Origin of the sequence: Bacteroides clarus YIT 12056 (assembly GCF_900129655.1) — a bacterium.
GTDB lineage: Bacteria > Bacteroidota > Bacteroidia > Bacteroidales > Bacteroidaceae > Bacteroides > Bacteroides clarus.
Map to the genome: position 1 here is coordinate 160,859 of NZ_FQWK01000005.1, position 26,063 is coordinate 186,921.

21 protein-coding genes and 1 tRNA gene are annotated in these 26,063 nt (G+C 41.6%); 21 read left to right on the plus strand and 1 reads right to left on the minus strand.

Annotated features, from left to right (window positions below; translation table 11 throughout):
• The first annotated feature begins 49 nt into the window (after window positions 1-49).
• From BUB52_RS10160 to BUB52_RS10200, 9 genes are all read left to right on the plus strand, one after another.
• Window positions 50-2,707 carry a glycoside hydrolase family 2 gene (locus BUB52_RS10160; protein WP_009122035.1) on the plus strand — a complete coding sequence of 886 codons (2,658 nt, stop codon included), beginning with the start codon at window positions 50-52 and terminating at the stop codon, window positions 2,705-2,707.
• A gap of 14 nt (window positions 2,708-2,721) precedes the next feature.
• A complete protein-coding gene (locus tag BUB52_RS10165) occupies window positions 2,722-3,939 on the plus strand; it encodes an alpha/beta hydrolase family protein (RefSeq protein ID WP_009122036.1) in 1,218 nt (405 codons plus the stop codon).
• Between the two features lie 235 nt (window positions 3,940-4,174).
• Window positions 4,175-6,562 carry a DUF2264 domain-containing protein gene (locus tag BUB52_RS10170; protein WP_174263179.1) on the plus strand — a complete coding sequence of 796 codons (2,388 nt, stop codon included), beginning with the start codon at window positions 4,175-4,177 and terminating at the stop codon, window positions 6,560-6,562.
• A gap of 20 nt (window positions 6,563-6,582) precedes the next feature.
• Window positions 6,583-7,971, plus strand: a complete 1,389-nt coding sequence (locus tag BUB52_RS10175) for a sulfatase family protein (RefSeq protein ID WP_009122039.1) — start codon at window positions 6,583-6,585, stop codon at window positions 7,969-7,971.
• 32 nt (window positions 7,972-8,003) lie between these two features.
• Complete coding sequence (locus BUB52_RS10180) at window positions 8,004-9,806, plus strand: family 43 glycosylhydrolase (RefSeq protein ID WP_039950766.1); 1,803 nt, start codon at window positions 8,004-8,006, stop codon at window positions 9,804-9,806.
• Between the two features lie 6 nt (window positions 9,807-9,812).
• Window positions 9,813-11,186, plus strand: coding sequence for a sulfatase family protein (locus tag BUB52_RS10185; protein ID WP_009122041.1), 1,374 nt, complete (start codon window positions 9,813-9,815; stop codon window positions 11,184-11,186).
• A 98-nt stretch (window positions 11,187-11,284) separates the two neighbouring features.
• Entirely contained in the window at window positions 11,285-12,475 is a 1,191-nt protein-coding gene (locus tag BUB52_RS10190) for a DUF2264 domain-containing protein (protein ID WP_009122042.1), read from the plus strand.
• A 9-nt stretch (window positions 12,476-12,484) separates the two neighbouring features.
• Entirely contained in the window at window positions 12,485-13,711 is a 1,227-nt protein-coding gene (locus BUB52_RS10195; RefSeq protein ID WP_009122043.1) for a DUF2264 domain-containing protein, read from the plus strand.
• Window positions 13,712-13,723: 12 nt separating this feature from the next.
• Window positions 13,724-14,824, plus strand: a complete 1,101-nt coding sequence (locus tag BUB52_RS10200) for a glycoside hydrolase family 88/105 protein (RefSeq protein ID WP_022218650.1) — start codon at window positions 13,724-13,726, stop codon at window positions 14,822-14,824.
• Between the two features lie 10 nt (window positions 14,825-14,834).
• Here BUB52_RS10200 and BUB52_RS10205 read toward each other — a convergent pair whose 3' ends face one another.
• The gene (locus BUB52_RS10205) at window positions 14,835-15,863 is read right to left on the minus strand and encodes an endonuclease/exonuclease/phosphatase family protein (protein ID WP_039950768.1); all 1,029 of its coding nucleotides are present in this window, start codon (window positions 15,861-15,863) and stop codon (window positions 14,835-14,837) included.
• Between the two features lie 286 nt (window positions 15,864-16,149).
• On the opposite strand from BUB52_RS10205, the gene metK reads away from it, so the two are divergent.
• The 12 genes from metK to BUB52_RS10265 all read left to right on the plus strand — a co-directional run bounded on the left by metK (window position 16,150) and on the right by BUB52_RS10265 (window position 26,022).
• Window positions 16,150-17,442 carry a methionine adenosyltransferase gene (gene metK, locus BUB52_RS10210; protein ID WP_009122046.1) on the plus strand — a complete coding sequence of 431 codons (1,293 nt, stop codon included), beginning with the start codon at window positions 16,150-16,152 and terminating at the stop codon, window positions 17,440-17,442.
• Window positions 17,443-17,622: 180 nt separating this feature from the next.
• A complete protein-coding gene (locus BUB52_RS10215) occupies window positions 17,623-18,210 on the plus strand; it encodes an LOG family protein (RefSeq protein WP_039950851.1) in 588 nt (195 codons plus the stop codon).
• Complete coding sequence (locus tag BUB52_RS10220; protein WP_009122048.1) at window positions 18,207-18,938, plus strand: DUF4271 domain-containing protein; 732 nt, start codon at window positions 18,207-18,209, stop codon at window positions 18,936-18,938. The genes BUB52_RS10215 and BUB52_RS10220 overlap by 4 nt, the downstream gene beginning before the upstream one ends.
• A 4-nt stretch (window positions 18,939-18,942) precedes the next feature.
• On the plus strand, window positions 18,943-19,695 hold the full coding sequence (locus tag BUB52_RS10225; RefSeq protein WP_009122049.1) for a uroporphyrinogen-III synthase: 753 nt from the start codon (window positions 18,943-18,945) through the stop codon (window positions 19,693-19,695).
• Between the two features lie 164 nt (window positions 19,696-19,859).
• Window positions 19,860-20,279 (plus strand): ribonuclease P protein component, encoded by a 420-nt coding sequence (gene rnpA, locus BUB52_RS10230; protein WP_009122050.1) that lies wholly within the window; start codon window positions 19,860-19,862, stop codon window positions 20,277-20,279.
• Entirely contained in the window at window positions 20,276-20,497 is a 222-nt protein-coding gene (yidD, locus tag BUB52_RS10235; RefSeq protein ID WP_009122051.1) for a membrane protein insertion efficiency factor YidD, read from the plus strand. Before rnpA ends, yidD begins: the two co-directional genes overlap by 4 nt.
• Complete coding sequence (locus tag BUB52_RS10240; RefSeq protein WP_009122052.1) at window positions 20,494-21,141, plus strand: TatD family hydrolase; 648 nt, start codon at window positions 20,494-20,496, stop codon at window positions 21,139-21,141. Before yidD ends, BUB52_RS10240 begins: the two co-directional genes overlap by 4 nt.
• Before the next feature lie 78 nt (window positions 21,142-21,219).
• Window positions 21,220-22,512, plus strand: coding sequence for a tyrosine--tRNA ligase (gene tyrS, locus BUB52_RS10245; protein WP_009122053.1), 1,293 nt, complete (start codon window positions 21,220-21,222; stop codon window positions 22,510-22,512).
• A gap of 92 nt (window positions 22,513-22,604) precedes the next feature.
• Window positions 22,605-22,675 (plus strand) — tRNA-Gln (locus BUB52_RS10250).
• Window positions 22,676-22,966: 291 nt separating this feature from the next.
• Window positions 22,967-23,809, plus strand: a complete 843-nt coding sequence (gene kduI / locus BUB52_RS10255; RefSeq protein ID WP_009122054.1) for a 5-dehydro-4-deoxy-D-glucuronate isomerase — start codon at window positions 22,967-22,969, stop codon at window positions 23,807-23,809.
• A gap of 33 nt (window positions 23,810-23,842) precedes the next feature.
• The gene (locus BUB52_RS10260) at window positions 23,843-24,646 is read left to right on the plus strand and encodes a gluconate 5-dehydrogenase (RefSeq protein ID WP_009122055.1); all 804 of its coding nucleotides are present in this window, start codon (window positions 23,843-23,845) and stop codon (window positions 24,644-24,646) included.
• A gap of 143 nt (window positions 24,647-24,789) precedes the next feature.
• Window positions 24,790-26,022, plus strand: a complete 1,233-nt coding sequence (locus tag BUB52_RS10265) for a DUF4861 domain-containing protein (RefSeq protein ID WP_009122056.1) — start codon at window positions 24,790-24,792, stop codon at window positions 26,020-26,022.
• Window positions 26,023-26,063 lie beyond the last annotated feature (41 nt).

Sequence of the window (26,063 nt, forward strand, 5' to 3'; positions counted from 1 at the left end):
CTAAATATAGAGGTCACTTTATTATTTAATCTATTATAATGTCTGTTGTATGAAAAAACTTTGCAATTTATTAATTCTGATCTTTTTGGGAATATTTCAAGCGTATTCTACAGAAAATAACCCTCGCATAACATATAGTATTAATGATTCTTGGCAGTTTCGGTTAGGTACTTCTGATATTGGTAAAGAGGGTTGGAGTACAGTTTCAATTCCACATACTTGGAATGCGGAAGACTGTGTCGATGATTTTCCGGGTTTTTATCATGGTACAGGATGGTATCGCAAGAATATACAAGTGGATAGTGCTATGTTGAGCAGACCTTTGTATATTTTCTTTGAGGGAGCAAATCAGCGCACTGAACTTTTTGTTAATCGCCATAGGGTTGGCGAACATATCGGAGGATATACTTTCTTCTGTTTTGATATCACTCCTTATATAAGAGAAGGAGAAAATCAGTTGGTTGTGTGTGTTGATAATTCTTATGATTCTGAAATTCCACCCCTTTCTGCTGATTTCACTTTTTTTGGTGGAATTTATCGTGATGTCTCCCTGATTTCTGTTTCTCCTATTCATATTTCTACTACTCACTATGCTTCTTCAGGGGTATATGTGCATACGCCGGAAATAACAGAAGAAAAAGCCTTGGTAGATATATGTACAATGTTGAGTAATACGCAGAAAGTGCGTAGCAAGATTTTTGTGGAACATAAAATTTATTCAGCTACAGGTGAATGTGTAGCTGCAAGTAGAAAGAAAGTAGCTGTAGATACTGAAAGAGAACAGGCCTTTAATACTCAGATTGTAGTAAATCATCCTGAATTGTGGGAGATAGGGCGTCCTAATTTGTATAGATTGCAAACATATCTTTGGGACAATGAGGGAAAGTTGCTTGATGAAGTTAGTAATACTTTTGGTATCAGAACTTGTTCGTTTTCTGCAGAAAAAGGTTTTGAACTGAATGGAAAAGCGGTAAAGTTATTGGGAACTAATCGTCATCAATGCCATTCAGGTATGGGAAATGCTCTAAAAGATGAAATGCACGTCCGTGATATAGAATTACTACATGAGATGGGAGGTAACTTTTTACGTATTGCCCATTATCCTCAAGATGAAATGGTATTGGCTGCTTGTAATCGGTTGGGAATTGTGACTTCTGTGGAAATTCCGGTGATTAATGCTATTACTATGAATCAGAATTTCTCAGACAATTGTGTCGAAATGATGAAAGAGATGATTTATCAATGTTTTAACTCTCCCTCTGTTTGTATTTGGACATATATGAACGAAATTATGCTACGTCCTCCTTATAATTCGGAACCTTCTATAAAAAAAGATGAGTATCTGAAATATCTGTATCATATAGCGGAACGTATAGAGAATACGGCTAAAGAGATTGATCCGGGACGGGCTACAATGCTTCCATGTCATGGAAACCTAGCTGCTTATGAAGAAGCAAATCTAATAAATTTATCTGATATATTAGGAATGAATTTATATAATGGCTGGTATGGGGGAGACTTCAGTGGATTTGAAGCGACTTTGGATAAAATACATCAAAAATATCCGGATAAGCCTATTATAGTAAGTGAATATGGTGCAGATGTTGATGCCCGGATTCACTCATTTAAACCAGAGCGTTTTGATTTTTCTGTAGATTATGGAGTTATGTATCATCGTCATTATTTACCTCAGATAATGCAGCGTAAATTTGTTGTAGGTTCGGCTGTATGGAACTTGAATGATTTCCATTCAGAGGAAAGAATGGATGCTATTCCTCATATTAATTGCAAGGGTTTGGTTACTTTGGATAGAGTACCCAAAGATACTTATCGATATTATAGGGCTATGCTTAATAAAGAACCGTATGTAGCAATAGGTGGATCGGATTGGTATAATAGGTCTGGTGTTGCCGATAATTCGGGAGTTTGTTATTATCCGGTATCTGTTTATACTAATTTAAAACAGGTCAGCTTAAAAGTAAATGGAAAAATGCTCGCAGTATCGGAGGTACAAAATGGAGCTGCTCAATTTAATGTCCCGTTTATTGATGGTATTAATCAATTGGAAGCGGAAGGAACGTTCCAGGGTCGCTATATTAAAGATTTTTGTAGAGTGAGTATGAAATTGGTTCCTGGCTCTTTTGATAATAAAGAGTCTTTTACAGAGTTGAATATGCTGTTTGGAACAGCCCGCCATTTTGAGGATAAGACTGCTTCTTTAGCTTGGCAACCAGAACGGGAATATGTATCTGGTGGTTGGGGGTATGTAGGAGGAAAAGCTTTCCGAGCGCGGACAAAAAGGGGGTCACAACCGGCTTCTAATCTAGATATCTATGGAACGGAACAAGATCCGATTTTCCAAACCCAACGGCGTGGGTTGAATAGTTTTAAAGCGGACTTACCTGATGGAAGATATGTTGTCTATTTGTATTGGGCAGAACTGTCTGGTGCGGATGTTGTCGATTTGGCCTATCAGCTGGATAATATAGTACAGAAGGAGAAAGCTACTGAACGGTTATTCCATGTAGATATCAATGGAGTGCGTGTATTATCATCACTTGATGTTGCTAAAGAAGTGGGTGTGAGAAGGCCGATGATTTGTAAGATACCAGTAACTATTTCGGATAAAAAAGGACTTACCGTTGATTTTATTCCAATAAAAGGGGAAACAATGATTACCGCTATACGGATTCTCAAAATGGATTAATCGAGTAAAATGGAATGAAGAAAGTATTTATCCTACTATATATATTTATATGTACTAATGTTTGTATACAGGGTCAGGAAAAAGATAGGGCTACGCTTTCCGATTTGCCTCCGTTACTTCCTTATTCTGAGAGTACATTAGATGCTTGGAATGCCCGAAGAACGAAAATCCTAAAATTGTTACAAGAGTATGAATATGGAGCCATTCCGAGGCATCATGGAATTTCTGTTGAATATCGGCAGAGAGGTATAGATACAATGGCGTTAAGCGGATTAGCTAAACGTAAGGAGGTAGACATTGTTTTTTCGAAAGGAAATAATAAATGTATTTTGCATTTATTAATGTATCTTCCTAAAAAGGTAATTCGCCCTGCTGTTTTTTTGGGTGTTAATGCCATGGGAAATTATACAGTACATAAAGATGAAGGGATTTCTATGTATTATGATTCGCAAAAAGGCTTGTCCATACAACGTGGATGCGATAGTTTAAGCTGGAATATAGTAGAAACTTTACGACGCCAGTATGCATTTGTTACTTTCTGCAGTAAAGATATTTGCGATGATACTGTAACCGGTATTGAGAATAAATTAGGAGAAATGTTATATGGAGCTCAAAGAGATTCTACAAGTTGCGGGTTCATAGGTATTGTAGCCTGGGGAATGTCGCAAGCTATGCATTACTTAGAAACAGATTCTGATATTGACCCTCAAAGAGTTATAGCTATAGGTCATTCTCGCTATGGAAAAATTGCACTTTGGGCGGCAGCGCAGGATGAACGTTTTGTTGGGGTAATAGCTAATAGTTCAGGCTCGGGTGGAGCTTCTTTGTATAGAGGCAATCGTGTGGAAACTCCATATGATATTTATAAACGTTTCCCGCATTGGATGTGTAAACGGTTTTATAAATATGCAGATAGGGTGGAAAAGGTAGGATTTCCGATTGATCAGCATATGGTTTTATCTTTGCTTGCTCCTCGGCCAATGTATATTGCTAATTCCGATGAAGATGCATATGTCTGTCCTAATTTAGAGTATGCAGCTCTGTTGGAAGTTGTACCAATATATAACTTATATGGTTATTTATTGAACTATTGGAAAGAGTTACCTGCAACAGGAAGTGTCATATGTCAGAGAGTTGGTTATCATTTGAAACCGGGGGCACATTCCATGACTCCTTTTGATTGGAGATGTTTTTATGAGTTTGCAGACCGCTATATTATGGATAATAATTAATAAAATTTTAAATTCAGATGTGGTTTAATATCAATTCTATTTAAAACATAAAGAATTGAATAAAAGAAACTGTTATTCTAGTTCGGTTTTGGGGTGAAATAATGTAGTAGAGCGGCTTAGAACAGGTCATGTACGATTTTTATTTAAATCAGAACTATTGTGTTATGTTAGGAATATAGATTCGGCTTCCTTTGTATCGTTCAGAAATAACAAAAAAGTAAAGTCAAACCTTAAAATGAGGGTAATGGGAAACAAGAAAAAAACTTTAATTATCAGTTTAGTCCTGTTGGTGTGTTTCGCGTCATCGGCGTGTGCAGTATCGAAAGGCATGAAAAAAGTAGTAGATGAGGCTCTTGACTTCTCTGTCAAGCAGTCAATGTCTATGTTCAGTGAGATGCAAGGTCAAGTAGGCATACTTCCTAGAACAGCAAAAGACGGTAAAATGATTACTTGTGAATCTCCTTGGTGGACAAGTGGTTTTTATCCCGGTACATTGTGGTATTGTTACGAATATAGTAATGATCCACAGGTTAGGGCTGCTGCAGAAGAAATGACATCACGTGTGGAAAGGCAGAAATATACAACAAGTAATCATGATGTCGGATTTATTATTAATTGTAGTTTTGGGAATGGTTACCGCCTTACACACAATGAGGCTTATAGAGAAGTGATAGAAACGGCTGCAAAGTCTTTATCTACACGCTTTCATCCGGTTACAGGATGTACTCGTTCATGGAACAGTAAAAAATGGCAATTCTCCGTAATCATTGATAATATGATGAATTTGGAATTGCTTACAGTAGCTTCTTCCATGACAGGGGATAATTCTTATTATAAGAAAGCGAAATCACATGCGGATCGTACGATGATTAATCATTTTCGTCCGGATGGCAGCTCTTATCATGTAGTTAGTTATGACACGATTACCGGTAAAGTATTAAATCAGGTTACTCATCAGGGAGTAAATGACCAGTCGGCTTGGTCCCGTGGACAGGCATGGGGATTATACGGATTTACTATGATGTACCGCCAGACTGGAAAAAAAGAATATTTGGACCATGCTATAAAGGTTGGTAAATTTATCATGAATCATCCACGTCTGCCAAAGGATAAAATACCTTATTGGGATTTTGATGCTCCTAATATTCCAAAAGCGGATAGAGATGCTTCTGCCGGTGCTATTATGGCATCCGCTTTCGTTGAATTGAGCACATATGTATCTGGCGAATTGGGTAAACAATTTCTTTCTATTGGAGAACAACAGATAAAATCATTGGCCTCTCCCGCATATCGGGCAAAGAAAGTGGGGGATAACAATCATTTCATCATACAGCATTGTACCGGTTTCATGGGAAAACAATATGAGATAGATGCGCCTCTTACTTATGCGGATTATTATTTTGTAGAGGCTCTTATCCGTTATAAGAATTTGTTGGAAGGCCGTCCTGTGGTACAAACTATTACGGCATTTTCAGAAAATGAGGATCGTTCGGCATGGTTGAGCGCGCTGCATCGTATTTCTTACCCATTGCTCAGTAATATGGCAAAAGGTGAACTTCGTAAGAATATGCCGGTTGAATCCATTGCTGCCGATATGCAGAAAAGAAGAGAAGTGACTCATCTTGAGGCTTTAGGACGATTGATTACGGGTATTTCCGCTTGGTTAGAATTAGGACCTGACAGTACAATAGAAGGTAGGCTACGTGCCGAATATATTGATTTGTCTTTAAAATCAATTGCTAATGGTGTAAATCCGGCTTCTCCTGATTATCTTAATTTTAACAAAGGCCGTCAACCGTTGGTAGATGCTGCATTTTTGGCTCATGGTTTATTAAGAGCACGTACGCAATTGTGGGATAAGCTTGACAAAACGACACAAGAAAGGGTAATTAAAGAACTGAAATCGTCAAGAGTAATTAAGCCTTCCGAAACCAATTGGTTGTTCTTTGCTGCCATGGTAGAAGCTGCGTTAAAGGAATTTACGGGTGAATGGGAATATGAACGAGTGAAATATGCTTGTGATCGTTTTGCTCAATGGTATAAAGGTGATGGTTGGTATGGTGATGGTGCAGATTTCCATTTGGATTATTATAATAGCTTCGTTATCCATCCGATGATGGTTGAAGTCTTGACTGTTATGAAAAAACATGGCTTGGAAGGAGCTATTCCTTATGAACTGGAACTTAGTCGTTATGCGCGTTATGCAGAACAACAGGAAAGATTGATTTCTCCTGAAGGTACTTTCCCGATAGTAGGTCGTTCATTGGCATATCGTTTTGGTGCTTTCCATGCGTTGTCTGATGTTGCATACAGAAAGTTGCTTCCTAGTAAAGTAATTCCCGCTCAAGTGAGATGTGCGTTGACAGCTGTGATTAATCGTCAGATTAATGCTCCGGGGACATTCAATCCGGAAGGATGGTTGCGGGTCGGTTTTGCCGGTTATCAGCCTCATATTGGAGAAACTTATATTTCTACAGGTAGTTTGTATTTATGTACTGCTGTATTTGTTGCCCTTGGTCTGCCGGAATCTGATGTATATTGGTCCTCCCCAGCTACAGCTTGGACTTGTAAGAAAGGTTGGGAAGGTATTGATTTGGATGTCGATAAGGCCTTGAAGAAATAATTGAATTAAATGAAATAGATATGATGAATTTAACGGAAACCATATTGTATAGCTGTGGCATTTCATTATTCTCTTTCTTTGGTATACAGAAAGTGGAAGCAAAGAGGCCGAATATTCTTTTCATTATGACCGATCAGCAGAGATATGATATGCTGAGTTGTGCAGGTAACCGTTATGTCCACACTCCTTCATTAGACCAGTTAGCAGAAAATGGTGTCCGGTTTGAGCGTAATTATTGCGCAAATCCTGTTTCTATGCCGTCACGTTTTGCAATGATAACGGGACGTTTTGCTGGTGAAATAGGTTATACGAATAATTCGACTAAACCGGATACTTTGAGAGTACTGCCTGTTGTACGTGAAAGTTCGGTTGGAAATCTTTTTCGGAATGCTGGTTATGAAACTATTTATTCCGGTTATCCGGGTTTTTATTGTGGAAGAACGAATATTGAGGATTATGGTTTTGTCCAAAACGGTACGGATTATTATGATGGTCCTGCTAACTTTGCCGAGAGTTTTTTTGCGGGCTATAAGCCGGAAGAAGATAAGCCTTTTTTTCTTTACCTTTCATTTATGAACCCTCATGACATTTGTTATGGTGCTGGTTTTGACCCGAGATTTCCTGATAAATTACGCCCTCATCAAATAGCGGCTACACAGAAATATATAGATTTTCATAAAACGTTGAGTGAAGAGGAATATCGGAACCAAATACCACCAGTGCCTGCTAATATGGAGCCTAATGGTGCATATGCCGAAATGAAAGAAATCGGTTCCGGTTCTCGAAATTGGACTGAAGAACAATGGAACTTTTATCGTTGGATGTACTGTCGGCTTGTAGAAGATGTGGAGAAGCAGATTGGACGTATCTTAACTGCATTGGCGGATGCTGGTCTGGCTGATAATACGATTGTTGTGTTTACTTCGGATCATGGAGAAATGGGACAGTCACATGGTCTAGTGTTCAAAAGCCAATTATTGGAAGAAGCTACGTGCACACCACTCATAATTGCTGGTCCTGGAATACAAAAAGGTATTGTAGATTCAGAAAACCTGACTTGCGGTATTGACCTTGTACCTACAATGTGCGATTTAGTAGGGATTCCTATACCGAAAGGGCTGTTAGGGAAATCATTGAAACCGATTCTAACGGGACAGTCTGTTAAAATGTCTCGTAATCATATTATTGTTGAATCAAGTTCTGGGTATCAAATCCATGATGGACGTTATAAATATACGGCTTTTACACGCGGAGATAAAAAAGAAACTTTGATGGATATTTTATCTGATCCGGGGGAAATGTCGGATAAAAGTACTGATCCGGTTTATAGAGCAATAAAAAGTCATTTGCGTAATTTACTAATGAAGGATTTAAACAAAATAACCCAAAATGCTCCGATGATAAAGTGAAATAGGAGTATTTATTAATCTTATTACTGTATATGAAAAATATATTATCTGTATTATTAGCTTCGCTTGTTTTATCTTCCTGTTCAGAGAATAAAATAGCAGAGAAACAAACGACATTTTGTAATCCGATGAATTTGGATTATGGTTGGGGGTGTTTTCAGACTAAACAGAAGAAGGCCCGTTCTGCTGCCGACCCTGTCGTCGTTTTGTTTAAGGGTAAATATTACCTGTTTACTACAATGGATATTGGCGGATATCGTGTTTCCGACGATCTTATTACTTGGAAGAATGTATATTTCAATCCTGAAGTACATGCTTCTGCACTGGATTTGGATCATTATGTGGCTCCTGCTGTAGCTGCTGACGATAATTATGTATATTTTGTCAATTTTACCCGTGACCGTACGAAGAAAACGGTAGATGTCATTCGTTCGGCTGATCCAGAGAATGGAAAGTGGGAGAAATGCGGTGAGGTCAGACGTATGGCCGATCCGTGCCTGTTTATTGATAATGGTCGTTTCTATTTTTATTATGGTTTAGGCGGTACTCAGTCTACAACCTTTTTTGAAGTAGACCCTAATACTTTTAAAGAAATTGAGGGCTCGAAGAAAGTCCTGCGTGAGTACGTTACAGATGTCAATCAATGCAAGTCCGGTTACCAATTCGGACGTAGAGAACTTTATGATGAGATTGATGCTTCTGCTTGGCAGGGCAAGTTTGCGAAAGTGCCATGTCCTGAGGGTGCTTGGGTTGTGAAGAATAACGATAAATATTATCTTCAGTATGCTACTCCGGGAACTATCTGTAATTGGTATTGCGATGTGGTGTTGGAGAGTGATAGCGTTAATGGTGGTTTTGTAGAGCAACCGTATAATCCTGTATCTTTGAAAGTTGGCGGTTTTATTGGTGGCGCCGGACACAGTTGCGTATTTAAAGATAAGTACGAAAATTGGTGGCAGGTAACATCGATGTGGGTAGGTAATCATGATGAATTTGAAAGAAGAATAGGTTTATTCCCTGTTTCTTTTGATGAGAAGGGGAGAATGAGAACCCATACCGTGTTGGGAGATTATCCTATGCAGCTGCCGCAGAAGAAATTTGATCCTCAGGATATTTCTGCTTTTGGCTGGATGCTTCAGTCTCAGAATAAAAAGAGTATGGCGTCTTCCTCACTACCCGGTTTTGAACCGGAAAAAGCGGCAGATGAGAATGTCAGAACTTGGTGGTCTGCAGCGAGTGGTAATGCCGGTGAATATTTTGTAATGGATTTAGGTAAAAAAGTACGTATCAATTCCGTTCAGATAAATTTTGCCGAACAGGATATAAATCCGGATGCTCCTAAGGAGACGGATTATCATGCCTATAAGTTGTATGTCTCTGACAATGGTGAAGATTGGAAACAAATTGTTGATAAATCAAAGAATACAGTAGCCGTTCCGCATGAATATGTTGAACTTTCCGTACCGGTCGAGGCTTCTTTTATTAAAATAGAGAATGTACATACTCCCAAAGAAGGTAAGTTTGCTTTACTGGATTTGCGTGTATTCGGTTTTGGCTATTCGGAGAAACCGGGTTTGGTTAAGAAGCTTTCAGTAGAGAGGAATCAGGAAGATGAAAGATACGCTTCACTTACTTGGAATAAAGTATCAGGGGCTGACGGTTATTTGGTTCGTTTTGGTTATCAGCCTGATTTCTTAAATCAGTGTATTCAGGTGAAGGATTGTGAGACCACCGATTTACTGATTCATATTCTTACTAAAGGTGTGAAATATCATTACCGGGTAGATGCCTACAATGATAGTGGGATTACAGAAGGTGTTGTTATCTCAGAATAAAAAGATATGAATAAGAGACTGATAATTTATCCTATGCTTTTGTCTGCCGGGCTGTTACAGGCCCGGCAGAAGCCTAATGTTGTGATTATCTTTACGGATGATCAGGGTTATCAGGATTTAGGTTGCTACGGTTCTCCGTTGATACAGACCCCTTCGATTGACCGTATGGCAAAGGATGGTTTGAAATTGACAGACTTTTATGTTTCGGCTTCCGTATCAAGTGCTTCGCGTGCCGGTCTGTTAACGGGTCGGTTGAATACGAAAAATGGAGTAAAAGGTGTATTTTTTCCTGAATCTGCGGGTATGCCTTCTGAAGAAATTACTTTGGCTGAAGCATTGAAAGAGCAAGGTTATACAACAGGGTGTTTTGGTAAATGGCATTTAGGTGATTTAAAAGGACATTTACCTACAGACCAAGGGTTTGATTACTATTATGGTATCCCTTACAGTAATGATATGTATATTGCTCCTTCTCAGCAATTTGCTTCTGATGCGATTTTTAGGGAAGGATACACTTTAGTGAAAGCTAAAGAAGACCAGGAATTTGTGAGGACTTCCAGTAGGGCGGCTGTAAAAAAGAGATTGAATAATGCTTCTCCATTGTTTGAAGGAGATAGGATTATTGAATATCCATGTGATCAGTCTACCACTACCCGTCGTTATTTTGACCATGCTATTGATTTTGTAGAACAACATAATAAGCAACAGCCTTTCTTTTTATATATAACTCCGTCAATGCCTCATGTACCTTTATTTGTTTCCGAACAGTTTAGAGGTAAAAGTAAACGGGGGCTTTATGGAGATGCAGTAGAAGAAATAGACTGGAATGTAGGCCGCTTTTTAGACTATCTGGATACAAAAGGATTAGCCGAGAACACTTTGGTTATTTTTGCATCGGATAATGGACCATGGTTGTCTTTTAAAGAAGAGGGTGGCTCTGCCGATCCTTTACGTGGCGGTAAATTCTCGTATTATGAAGGTGGGGTAAGGGTACCGTGTATTATTAGGTGGAAAGGTGTTGTTCCTGCAGGAGTGACGAGTGATGCCATAATTGCCAGTATTGACCTTTTTCCAACGATTATGCATTATGCAGGCAGCCATTCTTTCAGGCAGGAGATAGATGGAATAAACGTTTCATCATTCTTTGAGAATCCTTCCTTGAGGCTGCGTGATGAATATGTTTATGTAAAGAGTGGACAAGTATATGGCATACGCAAGGGAGATTGGGTTTATCTTCCTAAAACGGGTAATAGTAAGTTTAAGGAAGGAGATGTACCTGAACTTTTTAATTTGAAACAGGATGTGGGAGAATCAGACAATCTTGCGCAGAAATATCCGGATAAAGTAAAAGAGCTACAGGAGTTAATGCAAAAATATTAGTTTCAGTGAACACATTACACATTTATATATAATAGGAAATACGAAGTAAAACGATGGTATACCGATTGATTTTTATATTCTTGACTCTTTTCTGTCCGATGGTCTTGGGAATGTCCCCTGCTCGTGGGCAGGCTGCTGATAATAGTGATAGGCAATATTGGGTACAGACAATTATTAAGATTGCTGATCCTGTGATAAACAACCTTAGTAAAGATCAGTTGAAGAAAAAAATTCCTATAGGACGTTCGTCTTCAGCTTTGGCCAGTAGCCGGGAATTTGTTACTCACATGGAGTCTGTAGGAAGAACGATTGCCGGAATAGCACCCTGGTTGGAACTTGGTCCGGATGAAACGCCGGAGGGAAAATTACGTGAGAAATATATAAAGATGACCTGTAAGGCGCTAGCCAATTCCGTAAACCCGAAATCAAATGATTATTTTAACAGTACGGCTACTCGCCAGATATTGGTAAACAGCGCTTTCCTTATTCAAGGTTTGTTACAGGCCCCTACCCAGCTATGGGGAAATTTGGATGCCACTTCCCGTGAGAGGCTTATTGAACAATGGAAGTCTACCCGAACCATGAAGCCGGGAAATAATAACTGGTTATTGTTTTCTGCAATGGTAGAATGTGGTTTGAAGGAATTCGGTGGAGAATGGAACTTTTCAGTGGTAAAAAAAGCATTGGACTCTCATAAGGCATGGTATAAAGGAGATGGTATTTATGGAGATGGTGCAGAATTTCATCTGGACTATTATAATAGTTATGTTATACATCCTTTATTGCTTCAAGTCTTGAAAATAGCGGTGAAATATGATTCGTCTTTTCTGCCATTTTTGGATGAGGAGTGGATACGCTTTACGCGTTATGCCGAGATTCAAGAACGAATGATAGCTCCTGATGGCAGTTATCCGGTATTAGGACGTTCTGTCAGTTATCGCTCTGCGGCATTTCAGGTGTTGGGAGCATGTGCTTTATTTCAACGGCTTCCTCAGTCATTGAAACCGGGACAAGTAAGGGGAGCTATGACAGCCATGCTGAAACGTTTGTTTGAGCAACCGGAAACTTTTGATAAAGATGGTTGGCTGACAATTGGAGTGTGCGGTGAACAGAAAGAGTTGGGAGATACTTATTTGTCAACTCCTTGTGTTTATCTATGCTCGTTAGGCTTTCTTCCTTTAGGGCTTCCGGCCAATGCTCCTTTTTGGTGTGAGCCTGCAGAACCTTGGACAAGTGTAAAGGCATTCAGTGGTCTGGAATTTCCGATAGATAAGTTCATAAAACCATAAAATAGAACCATGAAATATAGTATTCTGATTTTAACTTTACTGATGTTCTGTATTACCGGTCGCTCGCAGGTTGCTTCAGGACAGGAGGATAGAGCATACTGGATAAGCGTATTGTCACAAGTAGCAGATCCGTTATTAGATAATATGAGTAAAGGCGAGTTAAGAAAAAGCATGCCGGTAGAAACAGTTTCCGGTGCGATCAATCCTTCTAATGCACGCACTACTCATTTGGAAGCTTTGGGACGTTTATTGGTAGGAATAGCTCCTTGGCTGGAACTTGGACCGGATGAAACATCAGAAGGACAATTACGTGAGAAATATATTCAATTAATGCTCAAGTCCATTGAATATGGTTTTGATCCTGAATCTCCCGACTATTTGAATTTTACGGTTACCCGGCAACCTTTGGTGGATGCTGCTTTCTTTTGCCAGGGGGTGTTGCGTGCTCCTGTACAAGTATGGGGCAGGCTCTCTCCGGTAGTCCGGCAGAATGTTTTGAATGCCTTGCAGCAAATACGAACCATAAAACCGGTGGAAAGTAACTGGTTGCTTTTTTCGGCTATGGTAGAGGCTGCTTTATTGGAGTTGACAGGTGAATGTAATATGTATCCGATAGAGTATGCTGTCATGCGGTTTAAAGAATGGTATAAAGGTGATGCGTGGTATGGCGACGGTGTAAACTTACACATGGACTATTATAATAGTTTTGTAATACATCCGATGCTTTTAGATGTTTTGAAAGTTATGCAGAAGCATAATAAGGGCGAGTCTGATTTTTATAAGAAAGAATTACGGCGCTTTTCCAGATACGCCGAACAACAAGAGAGAATGATTTCTCCTGATGGAGCATATCCGGTGGTAGGTCGTTCTATCGCTTACCGTTTTGGAGCTTTTCATGTGCTTTCGCAAGCAGCGTTGGATGGGCTGTTACCGGCTTCAGTGACTAAAGCTCAAGTAAGGTGCGGGTTGACTGCTGTAATAAAAAGGCATATGGCCGTAAAAGGTAATTTTGATGAGCAAGGTTGGCTGACTTTGGGCTTTGCAGGGCATCAACCGCAAATTGCTGAAAGATACATTTCCACAGGTAGCCTTTATTTATGTTCTGTCGTATTTACTGCGTTAGGGCTTCCGGCTACCGATGAGTTCTGGTGTACTCCTTATGCGGAATGGACCGGAAAGAAAATTTGGAATGGTAATAAGAGTGTTAAGTTGGATAAGGCTATAAAAGATAATTAATAAACAATGTATATGAAGAAGATTCTTTTTTTATTTTTAGCAGTAATAGGTTGTGGACTACACGCGCAGCAACCTTTTTCATCAGGGATGAATAAAGAGGATATTACCAAAGTTTGTAATGCCGTAGCCGAATGGCAGATAAATCATCAAGGTGAAGTGAGGCATCATCCGTTAGATTGGACAAACGGAGCTCTGTATCGTGGAATGACGGAATGGGGTAAAGTTTCAGGGAATAAGTCTTGCTATGATTTTGTACGGGCTATCGGTGAAAAATATAATTGGAATATGTGGGACAGGGTATATCATGCAGATGATATTTGTGTAGGGCAGGCATTTATTGAGATGTATCGCAAATTTGACGATAGGCGCATGTTGCAGCCGGTATTGGAACGCGCATATTATGTCGCTTCACATCCATCGAAAGCTTTATTACAGAAAACGGATGCCATAGGAACAACGGAACGTTGGTCGTGGGCAGACGCTTTGTTTATGGCGCCACCGGTTTATGCGGCTTTATATACAATGACAGGAGATAAAATCTATTTGGATTATTTGGATAGCGAGTACAAGGCATGTGTAGATTCACTTTATGATGCAGAAGAGCATCTCTTTTATAGAGACAACAAGCGGATTCCTGTTCGTGAAAAGAATGGTAGCAAACAATTCTGGGGAAGAGGTAACGGTTGGGTTTTTGCCGGACTTCCGTTGGTTATTGATAATCTTCCGTTGGATTGCCCTTCCCGTAATTATTATATGCGATTATTTGTAGATATGGCAGAGGCTGTCCGCAATACTCAATGCAAGGATGGAGACTGGCGCACCAGCCTGCTGGACCCGGGAGCGTATACAATGCCTGAGAACAGTTGTTCTGCTTTCATGTGCTTTGGTATTGCATGGGGGCTTCGTAATGGCTATTTACCTCAGCGTACTTATAAGCCCGTACTCGAAAAGGGATGGCAATCACTGGTAAAGGCTGTTCATGCTGACGGTAAATTCGGCTATATACAGCCAGTTGGGGCAGCCCCCAAAGCTGCTGGATTTGATGCAACAGATGTCTATGGGGTAGGTGCCCTTTTGCTGGCTGGGAGTGAGCTATATAAATTAGCTAAATAGCGTTGATTTTTTATTTTATATCAAAAGTAACGAACAAACCTTTATGGTCTGTAGGCCACACTCCTTGAGGCAATAAAAAATTGTCTTTTGATTTTTCCTGTGTTCGTTGACTTTTTACTATGCTTCCTTGCGGTCCGAATATTACGGCGGCTTTCAGTTGGATGGCTGGGTGAGGATAATAAAAAACATAATCTATTCGATCACGCTCATCGGATTTAGGTGTCCAGGTTAGCTTTTCTACCGGAATTAATGGATTGTCCGCGGGAAAAGTGAAGCCTGGATAGCTTAATACATCCGGATATAGAGTACGATATGTGTCAATGAAGCCATTGTTATCTAACATTAAGGGTACTGTCCAAGGAATAATCAGGCCGTTGTGGTCGTATAAGTCTTTTGTTTCCCGTATCCAATCAAGGTGTGAGGGTTCGTTGAAGTCTCCACCTAAAATGACAATGGTACCTTCCGCAATATCTTTGCGGGCGGCTGCAATAAACTCTTTAATGGCATCGTCACGTAAAGAGGCGTCATTTACTTTCAGAACTTCCAGTACGGTTTGCGGGATAGGAATCTCGTCCCATGTAGAACCATCGTATCCGCGCACATTATAATAGGCATCGTTCAGATAATCCAGGTGTGCTGTATAGACAGCTATCTTGTGTCCTTTTATTTTGCTTGTCATCTTATAAATACTTCCATGATCGTCTTTTTCGGGAAATACGGTAAGGGAATCGGTTATTGGGTGACGGCTTAACAGTCCGGAGTCGTAGCTGTAGAAAGAATAGTAAGTTTCTCCTTTCTCTTTCAGTGATTGGACGATACGATCGCAAAACCGGGTATTATTATAGTTTCTCACCTCGCTGAAAGTCACAAAGTCTGGCTTCAGACGAACAATTTCATTTACGATGGCATCGTACCCGCCGGGTACTTTAGTACCTTCCTGCCAAATGTTCCATTGCAGTACGGTAAATTCACTCTTGTTTTGGCTTTTTCCAAAGATTGACGCCATTAGCAACAGGCATATCAATAACAGTTTTTTCATGATTGATTTTAGAATTAAGTTTCTGCAAAAATAGATATTTTGCAGTAATAAGCGTGTTTTTTCGTTAATACTTTGCCTATTGTGTATCATATTCCCATAAAACCTTTATCTTTGCGCTCGAAAATGATATGTGGAAAGATTTGAGTAGCTTGCAACCACAGAAAAAAATGCTAAAACACATCCTTTTCTGACAGTACCGCGGTGTACCAAGATTTGCATGCCTACTCATTGATGAAACTTCTCCTCATTTCCATTTTTAATTGTTCATTTTTAATTTTTAATTGAAATGGGATATTTATTCACATCCGAATCGGTGTCTGAAGGACACCCCGACAAAGTGGCCGATCAAATATCGGACGCTGTGCTTGACAAACTGTTGGCTTACGACCCCAGTTCGAAAGTAGCTTGCGAAACTCTGGTTACTACCGGACAGGTAGTGCTGGCTGGAGAAGTGAAAACCAAGGCGTATGTTGATCTTCAACTTATCGCACGTGAAGTAATTAAGAAAATCGGCTATACCAAGGGTGAGTATATGTTCGAAAGTAATTCGTGCGGCGTGCTTTCCGCTATCCATGAGCAAAGCCCCGATATCAATCGTGGTGTAGAACGCCAGGACCCTATGGAGCAGGGCGCAGGCGATCAGGGCATGATGTTTGGTTATGCTACTAATGAGACGGAGAATTATATGCCGCTTTCATTGGATCTTGCCCATCGTATTCTGCAAGTATTGGCGGATATCCGTCGTGAAGGAGAGGTAATGACTTATCTTCGTCCGGATTCCAAAAGCCAGGTAACCATTGAATATGATGATAACGGTAATCCAGTCCGTATCGATACGATCGTAGTTTCTACTCAGCATGATGATTTTATTCTGCCTGCCGATGACAGTGAAGCTGCGCAATTGAAAGCGGATGAGGAAATGTTGGGTATCATCCGCAATGATGTCATTAATATTCTGATGCCTCGTGTCATCGCTTCTATCCATCATGAGAAAGTATTGTCACTGTTCAACGATAATATTAAATACCATGTCAATCCTACGGGTAAATTTGTCATCGGCGGTCCTCATGGAGATACCGGTTTGACCGGACGTAAGATTATTGTGGATACTTACGGCGGTAAAGGTGCGCATGGAGGTGGCGCTTTCTCCGGTAAAGACCCTAGTAAGGTAGACCGTAGCGCTGCGTATGCCGCCCGTCACATAGCCAAGAATTTGGTTGCTGCAGGTGTAGCGGATGAAATGTTGGTGCAGGTGTCTTACGCCATCGGTGTGGCACGTCCTATCAATATATATGTGAACACTTACGGTCGCGGTCATGTAAATATGAGCGATGGCGAGATTGCTCAAAAACTTGATGAACTTTTCGACCTTCGCCCGAAAGCTATTGAAGACCGCTTGAAGTTGCGTAATCCTATCTATCAGGAAACCGCTGCTTACGGTCATATGGGACGCGAGCCGCAGGTTATCACCAAGCATTTCAAATCCCGTTATGAGGGTGATAAGGATGTGACTGTCGAGCTCTTTACATGGGAAAAATTGGATTACGTTGATAAAGTGAAAGCGGCCTTCGGTCTCTAAGGCCTTATTCTTCGTTTTTTATTAAAACAGTAATCAGCATAGCTTTACAAGCTATTTATAATAGAAAGCTGCCTTTCTGCTTTCGGAATATTCCGGAGTAGAATGAGCAGCTTCTTTTTTCAAATCTCCTTAAAATCATATACCTTTGCAACAAAGTATAATTGATATAGTTAAAAGATGATGAATAAGATAAACTCTGTGTGTGTTTACAGCGCTTCCAGTACCAAAATCGATCCTGTTTATTTTGATGCGGCCCATGACTTGGGAACATTGTTGGGCCGGCAGCATATCCGTTTAATTAATGGTGCCGGTAATATGGGACTTATGTCTGCGGTTTCAGATGCGGTACTTGCGGCGGGAGGTGAAGTTACCGGTGTGATACCTCGTTTTATGGTTGAGCAGAGGTGGCATCATACTGGATTGACCAAGCTTGTAGAAGTGGAAAATATGCATGAGCGTAAGAAACTCATGGCAGATTTAAGCGATGCTGTGATAGCATTGCCCGGTGGTTGCGGTACTTTGGAAGAATTGCTTGAAATCATTACCTGGAAACAACTAGGGTTGTATCTGAATCCGATAGTTATATTGAATGTCAAGGGATATTTCGATCCCTTGCTCGCCATGCTTCAGAGAGCGGTAGAGGAGAACTTTATGCGTGCGCAACACGGTGCTATCTGGCATGTGGCCGAAACAGCGCAGGAGGCTGTTGAACTAGTACATACTATTCCTTTGTGGGATACTTCTATCCGTAAGTTTGCGGCAATATGACAAATTGGTTGATGACATGGACGGTTGGTGGAGCGGAAGGTATCCCTATTCCGTATTCTCCAAGAATGGATGATGGCATTACCATTGTTTTGTTATGCTGTTTCTTTCTGTCGGCCTATGTTCTTTCCCGTAGTCGTCGGTTTCTATTGCAGCTAGTCAAGGATTTTTTGTTACATCGTGAGCGTACCAGTATATTTGCAACTTCAACGGCCGGTGATATGCGCTATCTGCTGTTGTTGATTTTGCAGACTTGCATACTTTCCGGAGTCTGTATTTTTAATTATTGTAATGATATTCAGCCGGAATTGGTGCATCATGTTTCTCCTTTTCTGTTATTGGGCATTTATATCGGAGTAAGTCTCTTTTATTTATTTCTGAAATGGGTTCTCTATTCTGTATTAGGTTGGATTTTTTTTGACGAAAGCACTACAACGCTTTGGCTTGAATCGTATTCTACCCTGCTTTATTACCTTGGTTTTACCCTTTTCCCGTTTGCTTTATTCATAGTCTACTTCGATTTAAACCTGCAACTTACAATAATAATTGGATTGATTTTAGCCTTTTTTACTAAAATATTGATGTTATATAAGTGGTTAAAGCTTTTTTGTAACAATTTACATGGCAGTTTCCTTTTAATTTTGTACTTTTGTGCCCTTGAAATCATACCTTGTTTTATGTTATATCAAGGGGTGATACAACTAAACGATTATTTGATAATAAAATTTTAGGACGTTGAAAATTAAGAAAGTACTTGTGTCGCAGCCGAAACCGGCATCAGAGAAATCTCCTTACTACGACATTGCCGAGAAGTACGGTGTGAAAATAGATTTTCGCCCGTTTATCAAAGTAGAGAGCCTTTCAGCGAAAGAGTTCAGACAGCAAAAAGTGTCTATATTAGACCATACTGCCGTGATTTTCACTTCGCGTCATGCAATCGATCACTTTTTTCATCTTTGTACGGAATTGCGTGTGACAATCCCCGAAACCATGAAGTATTTCTGTGTGACGGAGACGATTGCTTTGTACATCCAGAAGTATGTACAATACCGCAAGCGTAAGATTTTCTTTGGAAATACCGGGAAGTTTGACGATTTGTTGCCTTCGATTGTAAAGCATAAGACTGAAAAGTACTTAGTGCCAATGTCGGATGTGCATACAGAGGATATTAAGAATTTGCTGGATAAGAGCAAGATTCAGCATACGGAAGTAGTTATGTACCGTACGGTAAGTAATGACTTTACTCCGGACGAGAAGTTTGACTATGATATGCTGGTATTCTTTAGTCCTGCAGGTGTGTCTTCTTTGAAGAAGAATTTCCCGGATTTCGAACAGAAAGAAATTAAGATCGGAACATTCGGTTCTACAACAGCGCAAGCTGTGCGTGACGCCGGACTTCGCTTGGACTTGGAAGCTCCCAGTGTACAAGCGCCCTCTATGACGGCAGCGCTCGATATGTTCATTAAGGAGAACAACAAAGGAAAGTGAAAGGTATTATGAGTTATGAATTATAGGTTATGAGCCTGTTGGCTTGTGGCTTGTAGTTGTAACAATAGAAATTACGGGCTACAGGTGTGGTATTTCAGATGTCGCAGACCTTGTAGCTCGTTTTTTATAATTCTTCATTTTCATTCCTAATTTATAGTTCATTCATGGCAAATACCTTACATAAAGTCGAAAGGCTGGATAAAAAAAAGATAATAGAGAAGATGTTTGCGGGCGGTTCTCGTTCGTTCTCGGTTTTCCCGTTGCGTGTGGTGTATTTGCCGGTAGAGGAGTTGGAGGCGGATGCTTCTATTCTTATCAGTGTTTCAAAGCGCCGTTTCAAACGTGCGGTGAAGCGTAACCGTGTGAAGCGCCAGATACGTGAGGCCTATCGTGTAAACAAGCATGAGTTGCTGAATGTGTTGGCGGAAAAGCAGTGCCGACTGGCTATCGCCTTTATTTATCTCTCCGATCAGCTGGTGGAATCTGCCGTGATAGAGGAGAGGGTAAAGACGGCTTTGGCGCGTATCGCCGAGAAAGTGGCGGCACAAGATGCGGATGCAGTGGTAACCCCTCTGAAGCCATGAAACGCCTGCTTTCCTATCTGTTGTTGCTTCCTATTTATTTTTACCGGAAGTGCATTTCACCCATGACGTCCCCGTCGTGCAGATTTACTCCGACCTGTTCTCAATATGCTGTTGAGGCCATTAAGAAGCACGGTCCTTTTAAGGGACTTTATCTGGCGATAAAACGTATATTGCGTTGTCACCCCTGGGGTGGCTCCGGATATGATCCTGTTCCATGAAAATTCCTGTTGACATACACGCGCATCAGTTGCCGCAAATCCCCGGAACGGCTATTGTGAACCGTTATCCCGATACTTTTGTTCCGGAGGCGGGGGAGTGGTATTCGGTAGGCATGCATCCCTGGCATATCCCAACGGCTGCTACTCCGGCAGTTCGGCATGAAATGGATATTTTGGCTTCTTTAGCCGGGCATCCGCAGGTTCTTGCCGTAGGAGAAGCCGGTTTGGATAAATTGGCTGACGCTCCGCAGGCTGTACAGATAGAAGTTTTTGAATATCAGGCACGGTTGTCTATGGAGCTTGGTAAGCCTTTGGTCATTCATCTGGTAAAGTCCATGGATGAGTTGCTGAAGCTAAAACGGCAGATAAAGCCGACTAATCCCTGGATTATTCATGGTTTTCGCGGGAAGGCGGTTCTGGCGGAGGAATATCTGAGACACGGGTTTTACCTCTCTTTCGGAGAAAAGTATCAGGAAGAAGCCCTGCGGATTACTCCTTCCGGTCGCTTGTTCCTGGAAACTGACGAGAGTGACGTGCCGATTGCGGATGTGTATAGCCGGGCAGCCCAAGTCCGTTGCGTATCTTTAGCTGAGCTTACGGAGGCACTGCAGGAAAATATCACCAAAGTCTTTTTTAAACAATAAGAGTTGTTTGTTAGGATAAAGAGTCGTACTTTTGTCGCAGACAAAGTATAAATCAAATAATTAATAGTTAATCATTCGATGAATTTTGTAGAAGAATTAAAATGGCGTGGCATGCTCCACGATATGATGCCGGGTACGGAAGAACTGTTGGCAAAGGAACAAGTTACTGCATACATCGGTTTCGACCCTACGGCGGACTCTCTGCATATCGGACACCTTTGCAGTGTGATGATATTGCGCCACTTCCAGCGCTGCGGTCACAAGCCGTTGGCGCTGATTGGCGGTGCTACGGGTATGATTGGCGACCCTTCCGGTAAGTCGGCAGAACGCAATCTGCTCACTGAAGAAACACTGCAACGCAATATGGCAGGCATGAAGAAACAGTTGAGCAAGTTTCTGGATTTTGAATCGGATGCCCCTAACCGTGCGGAGTTGGTGAACAACTACGATTGGATGAAGGATTTCAGTTTCCTTGATTTCGCTCGCGAGGTAGGTAAGCATATCACCGTAAACTATATGATGGCTAAGGACTCGGTGAAGAAGCGTTTGAACGGTGAGGCCCGCGACGGTCTTTCTTTCACTGAATTCACTTACCAGCTGTTGCAAGGTTACGACTTCCTGCACTTGTATGAAACCAAAGGCTGCAAGTTGCAAATGGGTGGTTCGGACCAATGGGGTAACATCACTACGGGAGCCGAGCTGATTCGCCGTACCAATGGAGGCGAGGTATTTGCCCTGACAAGCCCTCTGATTACAAAGGCGGACGGCGGTAAATTCGGTAAGACGGAATCCGGCAATATATGGCTCGATCCCCGTTATACGTCCCCTTATAAGTTCTACCAGTTCTGGCTGAACGTGAGCGATGCCGATGCAGCCCGCTACATCAAGATATTTACTTCCCTGACTAAAGAGGAAATCGAGGCTCTGACGGCCGAGCACGAAGCGGCTCCGCATTTGCGTGTTCTGCAGAAGCGTCTGGCTAAGGAAGTTACCATTATGGTACACTCCGAAGAGGACTACAATGCGGCTGTCGATGCTTCCAATATCCTTTTCGGCAATGCTACTTCAGAGGCGTTGAAAAAATTGGACGAAGATACGTTGCTGGCCGTATTTGAGGGTGTACCTCAGTTCGAGGTGTCCCGTGATGCGTTGGCGGCGGGTGTGAAGGCGGTCGATCTGTTTGTAGACAACGCAGCTGTATTTGCGTCCAAAGGCGAGATGCGTAAGTTGGTACAAGGCGGCGGTGTCTCTTTGAACAAAGAAAAGCTGGCGGCTTTCGACCAGGTCGTTACAACTGCCGATTTGTTGGATGATAAGTATCTGCTGGTACAACGCGGTAAGAAGAATTATTATCTGATTATAGCAAAATAAGATACGGATATGAAAAAATGTCCCGAAATATTTGCATATCTCGGGACATACCTCTATCTTTGCACCGCTTTTTAACAGAAAGCGCATATGTTTGGACTATGGTGTAATGGTAGCACAACAGGTTTTGGTTCTGTTTGTCCAAGTTCGAATCTTGGTAGTCCAACGAAAAAAGCTCTGACAGTCGATGATTGTCGGAGCTTTTTTCGTTTAACTCACAATCGGAAGGTAAAGGATTGGAGAACTCTATATTGTGTTGGTGCCAATTTTTTCTTTTGAATTATTCATTAAATATGAGGGCATTTCTAATGATTTTTCTTTTCTTTGTACAATATTGATAGATAATTAGGACAAAAAAGCAATGTTTTGCCGTTTTCTTTTGCTACATTTGCAATCGTGTACGTAAACGACGTACTGCACGACTATTGGTTTGATAACTTAAAAACGTAATAAAATCATGAAAACGAACTATGAAATTCGCTACGCTGCACATCCGGAAGATGCGAAAAGTTATGATACAAAAAGAATCCGTCGCGATTTCCTTATAGAGAAAGTATTCTCCCCTGATGAAGTAAATATGGTATATTCCATGTACGACCGTATGGTGGTAGGTGGCGCCATGCCGGTAGGCGAGGTGTTGCCATTGGAAGCGATTGAGCCTTTAAAAGCTCCTTATTTCCTGACCCGTCGCGAAATGGGTATTTTCAATGTAGGCGGTCCGGGTGTGGTGAGAGCCGGTAACGCCGTATTCGAAATGGATTATAAGGAAGCCCTTTACTTGGGTTCGGGCGACCGTGAAGTTACGTTTGAGAGTAAGGATGCAGCCCACCCGGCTAAGTTCTACTTTAATTCCGTAACGGCTCATCGCAACTATCCCGATAAGAAAGTGACGAAGAAAGATGCGGTTGTGGCTGAAATGGGCTCTTTGGAAGGTTCCAATCATCGCAATATCAACAAGATGCTGGTAAATCAAGTGTTGCCGACCTGTCAATTGCAGATGGGTATGACGGAACTCGCTCCGGGCAGCGTATGGAATACGATGCCCGCGCACGTTCACAGCCGTCGTATGGAAGCTTATTTCTATTTTGAGATTCCGGAAGACCACGCTATCTGCCACTTTATGGGTGAAGTGGACGAAACCCGCCACGTGTGGATGAAGGGCGACCAGGCTGTTCTTTCTCCCGAATGGTCTATTCACTCGGCCGCGGCTACGCACAATTATACCTTTATATGGGGTATGGGCGGTGAGAACCTGGATTACGGCGATCAGGACTTCTCTTTGATAACAGACTTGAAATAACACTATTTTTTCAACCTAAAATAAATAAACATCATGAATCAGTATTTGAATTTTTCTTTGGAAGGTAAAGTAGCCCTCGTTACAGGTGCTTCTTATGGTATCGGTTTTGCTATCGCTTCGGCTTTTGCAGAACAAGGTGCAAAAATCTGTTTTAACGATATCAACCAGGAATTGGTAGATAAAGGTATAGCTGCTTATGCCGAAAAGGGTATCCAAGCACATGGTTATGTATGCGACGTAACTGATGAACCTGCTGTTCAGGCTATGGTAGCCACTATTGAGAAAGAAGTAGGTTCTGTTGATATTTTGGTTAACAATGCGGGTATTATCCGTCGTATTCCTATGCACGAAATGGAAGCTGCTGATTTCCGTAAAGTTATCGACATCGACTTGAATGCTCCGTTCATCGTTTCCAAGGCAGTTCTGCCCGCAATGATGAAGAAGGGTCATGGTAAAATCATCAACATCTGTTCTATGATGTCTGAATTGGGTCGTGAGACTGTATCTGCATACGCTGCCGCTAAGGGTGGTTTGAAGATGCTGACTCGTAACATCTGCTCTGAATACGGTGAATACAACATCCAATGTAATGGTATCGGCCCGGGTTATATCGCTACTCCGCAGACTGCTCCGTTGCGTGAGAAACAAGCTGACGGCAGCCGTCACCCGTTCGATTCATTCATTTGCGCTAAGACTCCGGCCGGTCGTTGGTTGGATCCGGAAGAACTTACAGGTCCTGCTGTATTCTTGGCTTCCGAGGCTTCTAACGCGGTTAACGGACACATCCTGTACGTTGACGGCGGTATCTTGGCTTATATCGGAAAACAACCTAAATAATAAGGTGATAAGGTGGTAAGGCGGTAAGTGATAAGGAATATTACTTTACCGCCTTATTTTTTTAATCAGGCTGCTTATTACCCTATCGCATCATCGCATTACCACCCTATTACATTACCGTATTATCACATTATTTATTCAATATGAAGAAACTTCTTTTATTATGTATGACGGCTCTGTTTTGCTTCGCTTGTAACGACAGCAAGACGGTAACCGTTACGGTAACCAATCCGTTGGCCATGGAGCGCTCTAATGAAATGGTAGAGGTGTCTATGGAGACTATTACAAACCGTTTGGGTTTGGCAGACACGGCACAGATTGTGGTATTGGATGCCGACGGGCAGCAAGTGCCTTATCAGATTACGTACGACGGCAAGGTGATATTCCCGGCTACGATAGCTGCCAATGGCGCCGCTACGTATACCATCCAAACCGGTACGCCCGAGGCTTTTGATGTAAAGGCTTGCGGTAAATGCTACCCCGAACGTATGGATGATATGGCTTGGGAGAATGATTTGGTGGCTTTCCGCGCTTACGGTCCCGCTTTGCAGGCCAAAGGAGAGCGTGGCTTCGGTTATGACTTGTTTACGAAGTATAATACTACCGAACCGATACTGGAAGCTATGTACGCCAAAGAACTGAACAAAGAAACCCGGGCTAAGATTGCCGAACTGAAAAAGACCGATCCGAAAGCCGCTGCCGAACTGAGCCGTGAACGTTCTTATCATATCGATCACGGTTATGGTATGGACTGCTATGCAGTAGGCCCTACGCTGGGAGCCGGTGTGGCCGCACTGATGGTAAACGACAGCATCATCTACCCATGGTGCTATAAGAATCAGGAGATTCTGGATAACGGCCCGTTGCGTTTTACGGTGAAGCTGGAGTTCACCCCTCTGACTGTAAAGGGTGACTCGACTGTGGTGGAAACACGTTTGATTACACTTGACGCAGGTTCTCATTTGAACAGGACTGCCGTATCATACAGCAACCTGAAAGAAACATTGCCTATCGTTGCAGGTATCGTACTGCATGAACCCGATGGAGCTGTTGTTGCCGATGCTGCCAACGGTTACATTACTTATGTAGACCCTACTACCGGTCCTGATAATGGTAAAATCTTTATGGGTGCCGCTGTTCCCACTGTTGTCAAGGATGCGAAAACCGTACTTTTCTCTGAACAGGAGAAGAAGGAACGTAATAATGCCGACGGCCATGTACTTGCTGTCAGCGATTACGAACCGGGTTCGGAATATGTATATTATTGGGGATTTGCATGGGACAAAGCGGATATAAAGACTGCCGATGCCTGGAACCGGTATATGGCTGATTTCGCTCAGAAAGTACGCAATCCGTTGACGATAAAAGTAAACTGAGAAAGCAGAAAGATTTGAAAGTTAAAAGTTGAGAGTTGAAA

Coding starts and splice junctions, on each gene's coding strand:
- BUB52_RS10195 (WP_009122043.1), top strand. CDS start 12,485: ATGAAATATAGTATTCTGATTTTAACTTTACTGATGTTCTGTATTACC.
- BUB52_RS10190 (WP_009122042.1), top strand. CDS start 11,285: ATGGTCTTGGGAATGTCCCCTGCTCGTGGGCAGGCTGCTGATAATAGT.
- BUB52_RS10165 (WP_009122036.1), top strand. CDS start 2,722: ATGAAGAAAGTATTTATCCTACTATATATATTTATATGTACTAATGTT.
- BUB52_RS10170 (WP_174263179.1), top strand. CDS start 4,175: ATGAGGGTAATGGGAAACAAGAAAAAAACTTTAATTATCAGTTTAGTC.
- metK (WP_009122046.1), top strand. CDS start 16,150: ATGGGATATTTATTCACATCCGAATCGGTGTCTGAAGGACACCCCGAC.
- rnpA (WP_009122050.1), top strand. CDS start 19,860: ATGGCAAATACCTTACATAAAGTCGAAAGGCTGGATAAAAAAAAGATA.
- BUB52_RS10205 (WP_039950768.1), bottom strand. CDS start 15,863: ATGAAAAAACTGTTATTGATATGCCTGTTGCTAATGGCGTCAATCTTT.
- BUB52_RS10265 (WP_009122056.1), top strand. CDS start 24,790: ATGAAGAAACTTCTTTTATTATGTATGACGGCTCTGTTTTGCTTCGCT.
- BUB52_RS10220 (WP_009122048.1), top strand. CDS start 18,207: ATGACAAATTGGTTGATGACATGGACGGTTGGTGGAGCGGAAGGTATC.
- BUB52_RS10160 (WP_009122035.1), top strand. CDS start 50: ATGAAAAAACTTTGCAATTTATTAATTCTGATCTTTTTGGGAATATTT.
- kduI (WP_009122054.1), top strand. CDS start 22,967: ATGAAAACGAACTATGAAATTCGCTACGCTGCACATCCGGAAGATGCG.
- tyrS (WP_009122053.1), top strand. CDS start 21,220: ATGAATTTTGTAGAAGAATTAAAATGGCGTGGCATGCTCCACGATATG.
- BUB52_RS10185 (WP_009122041.1), top strand. CDS start 9,813: ATGAATAAGAGACTGATAATTTATCCTATGCTTTTGTCTGCCGGGCTG.
- BUB52_RS10180 (WP_039950766.1), top strand. CDS start 8,004: ATGAAAAATATATTATCTGTATTATTAGCTTCGCTTGTTTTATCTTCC.
- BUB52_RS10200 (WP_022218650.1), top strand. CDS start 13,724: ATGAAGAAGATTCTTTTTTTATTTTTAGCAGTAATAGGTTGTGGACTA.
- BUB52_RS10175 (WP_009122039.1), top strand. CDS start 6,583: ATGATGAATTTAACGGAAACCATATTGTATAGCTGTGGCATTTCATTA.
- yidD (WP_009122051.1), top strand. CDS start 20,276: ATGAAACGCCTGCTTTCCTATCTGTTGTTGCTTCCTATTTATTTTTAC.
- BUB52_RS10260 (WP_009122055.1), top strand. CDS start 23,843: ATGAATCAGTATTTGAATTTTTCTTTGGAAGGTAAAGTAGCCCTCGTT.
- BUB52_RS10215 (WP_039950851.1), top strand. CDS start 17,623: ATGAATAAGATAAACTCTGTGTGTGTTTACAGCGCTTCCAGTACCAAA.
- BUB52_RS10240 (WP_009122052.1), top strand. CDS start 20,494: ATGAAAATTCCTGTTGACATACACGCGCATCAGTTGCCGCAAATCCCC.